8 protein-coding genes are annotated in these 11,852 nt (G+C 54.9%); 5 read left to right on the plus strand and 3 right to left on the minus strand.

From position 1 onward, the window contains the following. Both OUO13_RS00415 and OUO13_RS00420 read right to left on the minus strand, forming a co-directional pair. Nucleotides 1-978 (minus strand): ABC transporter permease, encoded by a 978-nt coding sequence (locus OUO13_RS00415; RefSeq protein WP_283171871.1) that lies wholly within the window; start codon nucleotides 976-978, stop codon nucleotides 1-3. 21 nt (nucleotides 979-999) lie between these two features. Beyond that, nucleotides 1,000-3,237: an ABC transporter substrate-binding protein gene (locus OUO13_RS00420; RefSeq protein WP_283171872.1), complete on the minus strand. Its 2,238-nt coding sequence runs from the start codon at nucleotides 3,235-3,237 to the stop codon at nucleotides 1,000-1,002. 396 nt (nucleotides 3,238-3,633) lie between these two features. Here OUO13_RS00420 and OUO13_RS00425 point away from each other — a divergent pair, with 396 nt between their 5' ends. From OUO13_RS00425 to OUO13_RS00435, 3 genes are read left to right on the plus strand one after another with little or no spacing between them, the layout of a single operon-like run. Continuing rightward, nucleotides 3,634-4,593, plus strand: a complete 960-nt coding sequence (locus OUO13_RS00425) for an AAA family ATPase (RefSeq protein WP_283171873.1) — start codon at nucleotides 3,634-3,636, stop codon at nucleotides 4,591-4,593. A gap of 6 nt (nucleotides 4,594-4,599) precedes the next feature. After that, nucleotides 4,600-5,805 (plus strand): hypothetical protein, encoded by a 1,206-nt coding sequence (locus OUO13_RS00430; protein ID WP_283171874.1) that lies wholly within the window; start codon nucleotides 4,600-4,602, stop codon nucleotides 5,803-5,805. Then, nucleotides 5,789-8,089, plus strand: coding sequence for a transglutaminase TgpA family protein (locus tag OUO13_RS00435; RefSeq protein WP_283171875.1), 2,301 nt, complete (start codon nucleotides 5,789-5,791; stop codon nucleotides 8,087-8,089). The genes OUO13_RS00430 and OUO13_RS00435 overlap by 17 nt, the downstream gene beginning before the upstream one ends. 57 nt (nucleotides 8,090-8,146) lie before the next feature. Here the strand turns inward: OUO13_RS00435 and OUO13_RS00440 are convergent, their stop codons facing one another. Then, on the minus strand, nucleotides 8,147-8,602 hold the full coding sequence (locus tag OUO13_RS00440) for a hypothetical protein (RefSeq protein ID WP_283171876.1): 456 nt from the start codon (nucleotides 8,600-8,602) through the stop codon (nucleotides 8,147-8,149). Nucleotides 8,603-9,014: 412 nt separating this feature from the next. On the opposite strand from OUO13_RS00440, the gene OUO13_RS00445 reads away from it, so the two are divergent. Then, nucleotides 9,015-10,307 carry an ABC transporter substrate-binding protein gene (locus tag OUO13_RS00445; RefSeq protein ID WP_283171877.1) on the plus strand — a complete coding sequence of 431 codons (1,293 nt, stop codon included), beginning with the start codon at nucleotides 9,015-9,017 and terminating at the stop codon, nucleotides 10,305-10,307. A 955-nt stretch (nucleotides 10,308-11,262) separates the two neighbouring features. Further along, nucleotides 11,263-11,844: an electron transport complex subunit RsxA gene (gene rsxA, locus OUO13_RS00450; protein WP_283171878.1), complete on the plus strand. Its 582-nt coding sequence runs from the start codon at nucleotides 11,263-11,265 to the stop codon at nucleotides 11,842-11,844. Nucleotides 11,845-11,852 lie beyond the last annotated feature (8 nt).

Genomic DNA, 11,852 nt, shown 5'->3' on the forward strand with positions numbered 1-11,852 from the left:
CTACGACAGGCGTACACGCGGATCAACCAGCGTGTAGGAAATATCGGTCAGCAACAGGCCGAGGATGTACAGCACCGAACCGAGAAACACCATACAGCGAACAATGGCGAAGTCCTGGGCCTGAATGGCATCCAGGGTATAACTGCCGAGGCCGGGAATACCAAAAAACGACTCCACCAGCAGACTGCCCATAAACAGTGACGGAATCACCACCACCACACTGGTCAGAATCGGGATCATGCCGTTCGGCAAGACATGGCGGAATAATACCCCCAGCTCGGACACCCCCTTGGCACGGGCGGTGCGCACGTAATCCTTGCTGGCTTCTTCCAGAAACAGGGTGCGATAAAGACGAACACCACTGCCAATACCGGAAATCACACCAATCACCACTGGCAGGATCAGGAAACGCCAGGCATCTGCACCCGGTACATAACCGGACACCGGCACCAGATGCCACATCTTGGCGAAGAAGAACTGGCCCGCAAATACGTAGAACACACCGGAAATCGACATCATGGCCACACAGGCCACCATCGCACCGGTATCAAACAGGCTGCCGCGGAACATCACCACAAACAGCGCCAGCGAGATATTCACCAGAATACCGAGAATAAAACTCGGCAAGGCCACCGCCAGACTGGGCCACATACGCTGCTGAATATCTTCGATAATGGCGCGGCCTTCGTCCGACTTGCCAAAGTCCAGCGCAAACAGACGTACGGATTTGTCGAAGAAAATGGTGTCAGTCAACAAGCCTTCACTGTCTTCACGCTCGTTCATAAACAGCGGTTTGTCGTACCCACGCTCAGCTTTCCAGGCTTCAATGGCCTTGGCGTCCATGTGTTTGTCACCCAGCTGTACCCGCGCCATCTGGTCGGGTGTATTCACCATAAAAAACAGTGCAAAGGTCAGCAGGTTAACCCCGATCAGAATCGGCACCGCGTACAGCAGTCGGCGAATGATGTAGGAAATCATGCAGCTGTTACTCCGCTCACCTCAGTCATGGAACACCTTTACCTGCAGACGCTTGCGCCAGGCCAGATAACCCCCCAGCCCCAGCAGGAACAGCAAGCCCAGCACCGTCAGCAACGGGGTAATCACCGGAGGATTACGCTCAGCCCAGACGCGGTCACGCATTTCAGGGTCAATATCGATGTATTTCAGGACCGACTGGCTGATGCCATGGGCCTTGGTATTTTTCACCCACGGGTTATTCAGCACATAGGCGTGTGGATGCCAGACCGAGCCCCATGGTGCATCGTGCTGGAAGATATCCAGCATCTTGCGAATCACCGCCATGCGCTCCGGAGAATCCGGCATCAGTTTCATGCGGTCGAATAAACGGTCGTATTCAGGGTTGCTGTAGTTGGACGAGTTCACCCCGGCACCATCGGTTGCCACCTGGCCGTTAGGCCCGTACAGCAGGAACAGGAAGTTCTCGGCATCCGGATAGTCCGCCATCCAGCCCCACGAGAAGATCTGGGCATTACCGGTGCGGATTTTCTCCTGGAAGCGGTTGTAATCGGTGCTGCGAATATTCAGCTCAATCCCCAGCTTGCGGAACTGCTTGATCAGCCAGATCTGGTTGGAGTTGCCACCACCCGAGGTGGTTTCGTAATTCAGCACCAGCGGTTTGCCCGTGTCGGCATCCCGACCATCCGGATAACCGGCTTCCGCCATCAGTTTGCGAGCGTATTCAATCGGCTTGAGCACTGCACGACCGCCACCATTACCATCATCGACCCAGTCATAGACCAGATTATTCAGACCATTACGGCCGGTCTGATAACCAAAAATTCCCGGAGGAATAGGCCCCATCCCCACTTCGCCACGACCATTGGCAAAAATGGAAATGGACTCTTCCTGATCGAAGGCAATCGAAATCGCCTGACGCAACTTGCGGGCACGTTCTGCGGTTTTCTGATGCTCTTTGGCATCACGGGCATTCAGACGTGGCGCATTGTGTGGACGCTGGCCACCCACAATCGGGTCGAGCATGTTAAACGCCAGATAATAGGTGCCCGGCACCACCTCGATTTCCATGGTGATGCCTTTTTCGATCATTTCATCACTCAGGCGAATCCCCTGACTGCCCACCGAAACCGCCTGGTCAAAGCTGTCAGCACCAATACCGGAACGGTCGTAATACCCCTGCAGAAATTTGCTCCACAGCGGAATGGCTTCTTTTTCGAGGCGATATACCACCTTGTCGAGGAATGGCATGGGTTGTCCGGCGGCGGCCAGCAAACCATTGGCCTCGTCTTCCTTTTCACCTTCTGACGGATAAAGGTCTTCACGGAAATTGGGGTTACGCTCCAGCACAATCACTTCGTTCGGATCGTTGCGAGTCATCATAAACGCGCCAGTACCGACCGGATGCCAGTCCAGCACGATATTGCGATCTGCCAAACCCGGCTGGTTATAAAACTCGTCCACCAGCTCCGGAACCGGGGCAAAAAAGTGATACGCCAGCCAATAACGGAACTGCGGGTATTTGCCTTTCAGACGAATACTGAACTGGTAGTCGTTCAGACGCTCCAGCCCCTCCATATCCAGATCATCGAGATTAACCCAACGCTGATTGCGCGGACGCTCCTTGCGAATAGCCGTTACCCGATCACCAAACTCGTCCATACCAACAATAAATTCGGCCAGCAGCCCACGCACAGGCGACAAGTTGGCCGGGTCAGCCAGACGTTTGATCTGATAAATGTAATCGTCGGAAACCAGCTCACGAGTACCGGTTTCAGTGAAATCTTCCAGGCTCTGATATTCCTGGCTATCACGGGCGCTAGCAAAACGATAACGCGGGTTACCATCCGACCCCAGCGCAAATGCCGGATGCGGCTGATAGTGAATGCCCGGTTTGATGGTCAGAACATAGGTACTGTAAGCAACCAGCGGCGATTGCTCCGGCACCGGATTACCGTGGGCGTCGGAGTATTCGATTTGTGGCATTTCCGTGAGCGTATTGGGAATCAGCTCATACGGGCGCTTCAGATAATGATATTCCAGCGGCGGCTCATATATCTGGTCGATAAACCGGCTTTCGTCCGAACTGTAGGAACGTGCCGGGTCCAGATGTTTGGGGCGGGAAGAAAAGCTTGAATACAGGATGCGCGCATCGCCGTCTTCATCCGGATGCGGGTTATTCCAGGCTTGCTCCTGGCAACCGGCTAACAACATCACCAGCAACAGGCTGAATGACAAACGAAAGGGACTGTTAAACAACATCTCTGAATGATCTGACAAGCGGTTCATCAGTGTGCCAGCAATTCTGACGCTGACAAGCCCCTGCCATGCGCCATCCATGCCAGAAAGCTGACACTCATGGCCACTCTGGCCAGCAAAAACCCGGCATAACGTGATATTGGTCACACCCGGTCGTCGCCGACGAGCGGTATTATTGCGGCATTCAAAATCCGATTGTCCGACAATTATTGAACATATCCTCAATAAAACCGCGTGCAGACGGATATTGCCGATTCCGGCTTTCTGTCATCAAAACGCGTAAAGATAGTCCGAAATCGCGCTCTGGTTGGCATATGGCAGTTACAAACGCTGGAATTGCCAATCAGGAGCAGTTAGAACAGACATCAGCCCTGTCCCTATATCCAGAAGGAAATCCGTGTGAGCAATCCGGCCGCCGCCCTGCAGCAACTGCATCAGAACCTGTCCAGTGTGATCCAGGCTTCCTCCACCGTACTGTTACACACCATGACCTGTGTACTGGCCGGCGGTCACCTGTTGATCGAAGACGTGCCGGGAACCGGAAAAACTACCCTCAGCCGCACACTGGCACGCTCACTGGCGTTACAGTCGCGCCGCGTACAATGCACCCCGGACCTGATGCCAGCCGATATTCTCGGTTACAGCCTGTTCGACAGCAGCAGCCAGCAAATGCGTCATATCAAGGGCCCGGTGTTCACCAATATTCTGCTCATGGACGAAATCAATCGCGCCTCACCACGCACTCAGGCCGCATTACTGGAAGCCATGGCAGAAAATGCCATCAGTTACGATGGTGAAGAAATACCGCTGCCAACACCGTTTATGGTCATTGCCAGCCGCAACCCGGAAGATTTCCTCGGCACCTATGCCTTGCCAGAAGCCCTGCTCGACCGTTTCCTGATGCGTATTACTCCGGGATACCCAAGTACGGAACAGGAGTTGGCAATGCTGAATGCGCGCCTCAGCGGCGATCCGCTGGATCGGGTCAAACCGGTGATGGATGGCTCCACCCTGCTGCAATTGCAAAAACTCTGCGAAAAAATTCCGCTGGCCGAAACCATCGTTGGTTATATCAACCAGCTGATTCGTGCCACCCGCGAACACCCGCAGGTGCAACTGGGTGCCAGCCCTCGTGCCTCGCTGGCCCTGATCCGTGCGGTACGCGCCATGGCAGTACTCACCAATCGCAAGGCGATTACCCCGCAGCTGGTGCAGTCACTGTTGGAACCGGTACTCGGCCATCGCATGATTTTCCGTGATGCTCGCCTCAACCAGGCCGCTCACCGTGCCGACTTCTGGCAGGATCTGATCGAGCGGGTTGATACCCCGGAAACCCGCGGCACCAAAGTCACCGGATAATCCGTTATGACCGGACATTTTTCAGTAAAAACGGCCATACGCCTGTGGTCACTGCCGCTGGCTGTGCTGCTGATGGGACTGGCGGCGCTGGCCATGGCAACCACCAGCGGATCAGCCTCTGCAGCTCTGCTCAGCAGCCTGCTGTTATCCACGCTCGCAGTCGCCTGGTGGTTACCGCTGCTGCAAACGCGGCAATTGCAGGTGGATATCCGCCAGATCAATCAGCCGGAAGAAGGTGACGAACTGCTGCTGGAATGCCATTTCCACTGCAACCGAACCCTGTATGGCATTGAGCTGGAACTGCAGATACCCGAACTTTCGCGCCAGCTGTTTGAAATAGACCGGATTGAACCGGATTCACGCCTGATCATACGAGTGCCGGCCAGTCGTTGTGGACTGTTCATTATCAACAGCATGGCTATTTCATCGGATTGGCCATTTGGGCTGTTCCGACGCCAGCAGGTATCAGACAACGCCGCTCCCGGTCTGCTGGTGCTGCCGAAAGTTGTACCCATTCGCCAGCTCCCGTTAAAGTCCGAACCTTTACCTGCTTATCAGCAACCTGCGCTGGCCAATGCCATCGGTGACGACTGGTTTGGTATCCAGCATGCCGCCCAAACCACACCAGCCCGACGCACCACCCACCATCCGCTGCCCCAACGCTACCCGCAGACCAGCCTGCAATATGACCGCGAAACTCTGCCGGAATACATTATTGTGCTCGACTACCAACAAACCGTGCAGGGCATCAGCCGTCACAGCCTCGATTTCCGCCGCAGTATCGCGGCGTCGATCATGGCCTGCGCCAACCGCGGTGAGGCTATTGTTCATCTGTTCAGCAACGACCGTTATAACAGTCGCCTGACGCTCGATCCGTACCAGCAAAACCCGTCTTTTCTGAGTGCCATGAGTGCCATGAGTGCCATGAGTGCCCAGTCGGGTGACAGTGGCGACAGCGCCGAGCAACTGGCCGAACGCGCCCTGATCGAATTCCCGCAGGCAACCCTGATCAGCCTGCGTGCAGTAGAGCAAACCAGCAAGCTGCGGAATAACGGTCGCTGGCTGGATATTCGTATCCACAACGCATCCTTTATCAATCCGATGGAGATCTACAGCGAAGGCTGGCAAACACCCGAGCCGAACCATCGCATCCTGACGCTTCATGCCAACAGCAACTTTGCGAGGTTCATCCAGAATGCCAACGCTGCCTGATTTCCTCGACAACCTCACCCGCTTGCGCCTGTTAGTAGCAGGACAGCTGTTCTGGGCCAGCCTGTTGTGGCTGAGCACCATCAGCAGTCTGCCCGTCGCAATTACGCTGGCATTACTGATCGGTGCCATCGGCTTTGGTGCCATCTGGTTCGGCAGCCAATCGCACGGCCCTCGTATTCATGTGTCGATCAGCCAGATTTTGGCCGCCACCCTGTTGGTACTGGCGGCCGCTGTTGGCTGGTTTATGGAGCCGATCCGCGCGGTGGTGCTCTTCTTGCTGACGCTGCAATGGGCGTTTTATCTGCAGGCCCGCCAGCGCATGGCCATTATGCTGGCACTGTTGATATCACCATTGGCCTTGCTGGTGGCATCTGCCATGTCGCAAAGTGGTTATTGGTTGTTGGGACTGCTGTGTTTCTGGCTGTCCTGGCTGGCGGCATTAACCCAGATTCGCAGCATCAATCGCCAGCACAGCCTGATTGCAGTGGGTCCTCACGCCGAAGGCTTTTCTGAAACGGCAACAAGCCCAACCCTGTCGCCGCGCGACCTTCTGCAATTACCGCTGATTCTGGCACTGACACCAGTGGCCGGTTTACTGGTGTGGCTGGTTCAGCCCACCACCGAACAACGCCCGCTGCTATTACCGCCATACGCCAGCGAACACCGTTATGACCACAGTGACTGGTTGGGACAAGCCATGAATGGCGGCCATCGCGAAAGCTCGATCCTCACTGCCGAATCACTGGCAGCCAGTGAAGGGCCACAGGAACTCTGGGATGCCGTCAGCCGCGACACGCCACAATTTGATTATCCGGGCTTTTCCGAACGTCTGGACTTGTTCAGCAGTGATGCCATCGGCGGTCAGCCAGATGATCTGGTGCTTCAGGTTCGTTCATCTCAACCGCTGTATCTGAAAGCTCATACATTCGATTTCTTTGATGGTCAGGTCTGGACCAGCAGCAGCTTGTCCTATCTGAAGATGCAGACCGAAGCCGATGAAGTCGGTCTTCTCAACTCCACTCCCGTGCACTGCCAGAACAGTCATCCAGAGACTGTGAACTACGAGGTTCACGTCCGTCAGGCCATTTCCGCCTGGCTGCCACTGGCGGGCACTACGGAATCGTTAAAAATCAGTGCCAACGCTATTGCACTGGATAACTGGCGGCAGCCTCTGGTCGCCAGTGCCCTCAAGGCAGGAAGCCGCTATCAGGCAACGGCCTTGCTTGGCAATGACCAGCAACACCCGATCGCCTGCTCCCCTGCCCCGGCACGCCCGGACTTGCGAGTGCCATCCGCCGATCTGGCCTGGTTACGCGAACTGGCATTGGCGGCCAGTGTTGGAGCCAACAACAACGCCGCCAAGGCATACAAAATGGAAAACTGGGTTCGCAATAATTTCGACCAGTCCGTAGCAGGCCAGCCACCCAGGCTGAATCGTGACCGTTCCTTGCTGGTACAGGTTCTGCAGGAACGCCAGGCTGCCAGTAACGAAATACGCGCAACTGCGCTGGTAATGCTGCTGCGCTCAATTGAAGTTCCGGCTCGCCTGGTAACCGGTTTTTCCGCTACCCGTTATAACGCCCTGACCGGCTTTTATGATGTGATCCAGAGTGATGGTCATGCTTGGGTAGAAGCCTGGGATGGTCGTCATTGGCTCACACTGGAAACCGACACCCGCTTTGAGTTGCCAAAACCGGTGGAGCCGCGCAGCCGAACACAAGCAATTGGTGCCAATCTGGCAGATAGCCCGGCCTATGCGTACCCGTGGCTGTTGTTCTCACTGCTGCTGTGGCCATTACAGGCACTGATCACCTCGACCACCGGATTGATACTGTTGGCTTTGGCATTGACGCTCTGGTCCTTGCCAACCTCTCGCCATCTGTTACTGGATGCCCTGCTGCCATTACGCAAACGCTGGTGGCATGAGCGAATCCTGCGCTACAAACCACAATCCCCCGCACGCGATATTGCTCGCGTTCTACCTTGGCTACAAAACCTGGGAACACTCTGTGATTGTGGCCCGAACAAGGGTGAGTCCCACGAAAGCTGGTGCCAGCGTCTGGCAAGCTCTGATAGTTCGATTGCTCCTGAAGACATCCAGCATTTGCAGGAACTGGTTGATCAGCACCTGTACGAAGGCGACCACGTTGCCTGGCAGAGTGTTCAACAGCAGTTATTCGGCGCAGATGCACATCTGCAGCCTCTCAAAACCGCTGCGGATTCCAATGAAATCAAGGAGTTGATGGCCGAGCTGGCCAACTGTTTTCTGCACTACAAAGGCTGAAACTGGATGGAAAGGCCGCGGCCACAGCTATCGCCGTGGCCGGGTTCAAAGGCGGAATCAGTATTCCTGACCCCGGTACACACGACGACTGGCAGTGCTGGATTTATTGCTGTTATCGACCTCTACCGTTTCTTCCCAGGTAACTCCCCGGTACGTATGGCGCACCACGGTGGTATTGGCAGAGTCAGCAACCAGCGCTGACGATGAAACCGGCTTTAACAAACGGTGCGCCACGCCACGATACAGCTGCACGCGCGCCTCGTAACCCTGTGGTACATCCAGTTGCTGGAGTTTGAGAAACTCCTTTCGCATCTGGATTGGCAGGGTTTCCATAAAATTCACCGCCACCTGAAACAGTTCGTCAGCCCCATGAGCCAGAGAGTCGAGAACCATTTCAATAGCGGCATCGGTGTCGCGACGCCATTTCAGGCGCTTGCCGGTGATACTTTCATACTTGAGAGCAAGGGCGAGCAGAGCGTCCCTTGACGTGTGGTTGAGTGCTAGTGCGTCCATTTCCATTACTCCGGTACACAGATTGAACCAGCTGGTTCCGATACTGCTTCCCTCCCGGTCACCATTCCGCTGGCGCACTGAACTATAAACCCTTGAATCGGTATCTGGCGTATTCCAGAAGCATCAATTGAGGGCGAAATACTGTCACCTGCCTACTGCGTCGACAATGTCGCCAAAGTTCAACGAATAACCGGACAGTTAGCGCCCGTTCTCCGAATTGGCGCACTAACGTTAACAGGTGTGTCAATTACTGCGCACTTCGTTGCCTAATAAACAACAATTCAGGCCATGACGACAAATACACGGTGATTGTCACTGCCAGTTAATCATAATGTTACGCACCGTTACGTAAAGTAACGAATTATGACTCAGTAAAACCCCCCCCAGTAAAAACGACACCAAGGACAAGGCTATGACGTTTTTTGCTCGCGCTACTTCTCTGTTTTCAGGTAAATTTCCTGCCCGCCATTTTCTTGCTTCAGTAACTCTGCTGATGGCCGCCAGCCTCAGTCATTCTGCCGACAGCATCAAATTGGGCCTCAACTATCCAACCACGGGGCGTTACAAATCCGAGGGCGTACAACAAGCCCAGGGCGCCCAACTCGCCATTGACGAAATCAACGCCAAAGGTGGTATTCTCGGCCGCCCTCTGGAGCTGCTGACCGCCAACAGTGCGGCTCTGCCCGACAAGGCGGTCGAAAACGTCGGTACACTCGCTTCTGCCGGTGCCACCATGATTTTTGGCGGAGCCACCAGTGCTGAAGCCATTGCGGCAGGCAAAGAATCTGCCAAAGCCGGTCTGCTCTACTTCGCGGTACAGTCTTATGCCAATGAAACCACTGAGCAGGAGGGCCATCGCCACATCTTCCGTGAGTCCTACAATGCCTGGATGACCGCCAAGGCGCTGTCCATGTATATGAACCAGCACCTGCAAAACAAACGGGTATTTTATGTAACCCCGGACTACAGCTGGGGCTACTCCACCGAAGGCTCACTGCGCAAGTTCACCAATACCGAAGATCCACAAACTCACCCACACACGCTGGTGAAATTCCCGAAACCACGTAAAGCCGACCTGGAAGCTGCACTGCAGGAAGCATCGCAGTCAGGTGCCGACGTACTGGTGATCATCCAGTTCGCTGACGACCTCGCCACCGCCCTGAGCATTGCTCATGAAATGGGCCTGCGCGACAAAATGGAAATCATCGTGCCGAACCTGTCCCTGGGGATCGCCATCCAGGCCGGTCCGGCTCTGATGGAAGGTATTGTTGGTGCGGTGCCATGGTGCTGGGAAGTACCATACAAGTACGGTTACGAACGTGGTCAGCGCTTTGTTGAAGATTACGTCAAGGCCTACGGCCAGTACCCGGACAGCCCGGCGGCTTCCGCTTACAGCACCGTGTATGAATACGCCGATGCCGTGAAACGTGCTGGTGGCACCAATACCGACAAGGTGATCAACGCACTGGAAGACCACACCTATCAGACCGTAAAAGATCCACAATCCTGGCGTGCTCTGGATCACCAGAACGTGCAGTCTGTGTATGTGGTGAAAATGAAACCACGTGATGAAGTGGTCTCCAACAAACTGCGTGCCGACTTCTTCGATATCATGCTGAGCATTCCTGGCTCATTTGCGGTAAAAACTCCGGAAGAATGGCAAGAAACCCGCGAAGCAGCAGGCAAACCATTGGCGCTGCAATAATCCCTTCTCAGTAAAGAAATCAGGCCCCCGATGGGGCCTGGTGCCGATCAGTTACTACGCTTCGCTACCGCATCAGATGACTGCACGGTTAGCTCATTGGCACAACCGTATGCCCTCATGGGGGACCTTGTCCCCCGGCCGGGCGGGCCTCCCCCTGCTTAGCCCGACTGGGCTCGTGCTTCCGGTTTTCACCGACAACGGCTTTTCGACCCCGGTCAGATGGCACATCCCTGTACCAACTGGCCTTGCGGGGCATCCATGCCCCGGCTGGGTCGGCCGTTGCGGTAAATCCCGGCTCGCCCAGATGGGCATTGGGCAGCCACCTTCGGTGGGTAAAACTGCATTTTCATGTAGGAGTCGGCCGTTGGCCGCGATGGCTTGGCGGAGATTATCGGTGTTTATGGATGCTGGCTCTGCTTGTTAATTTGCCCGTCTGTTTGCCCTCACGGTGAACCTTGCCCACGAGCCGGTCTCCTCCCTGCTTTACCCACCATTCTGACGAACAAAAAACACTCGACTGGTCTTGATACTGATCAGTATCCAAGAGCACCTGACTGATCGTAATTACTCCGATGAAGCCTGAATTTTTCTTCGCCCTGGCGATAACATCATCCCTGCATTCCTCCATAGATATATTGTTTGATCCTCGTCACCACCCCGAATTTTCACCCGGCCAGAATGCTGCCTGCGGCGCTTTTCAACAGAACTCTCAGTTAATTACGGCAGTAGCCGGTTTATTTAAAACCGCACGCAATCACGCCAGCTAAGCTTAGAACTTTTTTGAATTAAAAGCGTTGGTTGTATTGCTTGTGGGAAATAACTGAAGTTTGGGATAATGCGCAGCCTTTTTTCTGACACTGGTTATTTTTCAAACAATCCAGCGCAATCAGATGGCAGGGCCTATCCACTCAAACATGTCCTGCCCTGACGTCAGAACCACTTTCCGGAGCCCGTAATGACCGAATATCTGCTGATTCTGGTGAGCACCATACTGGTCAACAACTTTGTGCTGGTGCAGTTCCTCGGCCTTTGCCCATTTATGGGTGTTTCCAACAAACTGGAAACCGCGATTGGCATGGGGGCTGCCACCACATTTGTACTGACCCTGGCGTCCCTGTGCAGCTACCTGGTGTACGAATTCCTGCTGATTCCGCTGGATCTCGCGTACCTGAAGACCATCAGCTTTATTATGGTAATTGCCGTGGTGGTGGGCTTCACCGAAATGGCGATTCGCAAAACCAGCCCCATGCTGTATCGCGTGCTGGGTATTTTCCTGCCGCTGATCACCACCAACTGTGCCGTACTGGGTGTGGCGCTGCTCAACATCAAACGCAACAACAACCTGCTGGAGTCCATCCTGTATGGTTTTGGCGCTGCAGTTGGTTTCTCTCTGGTGATGGTGCTGTTTGCTGCCATGCGTGAGCGTATTGCCGTGGCAGACGTACCGAAGCCATTCCGTGGATCAGCCATCGCTCTGATGACTGCTGGCCTGATGTCACTGGCCTTTATGGGCTTCACCGGTCTGGTCAGTATCTGACCCACTGC

The sequence above is a fragment of the Parathalassolituus penaei genome, assembly GCF_026626885.1.
Classification (GTDB): Bacteria; Pseudomonadota; Gammaproteobacteria; order Pseudomonadales; family Oceanobacteraceae; genus Oceanobacter; species Oceanobacter penaei.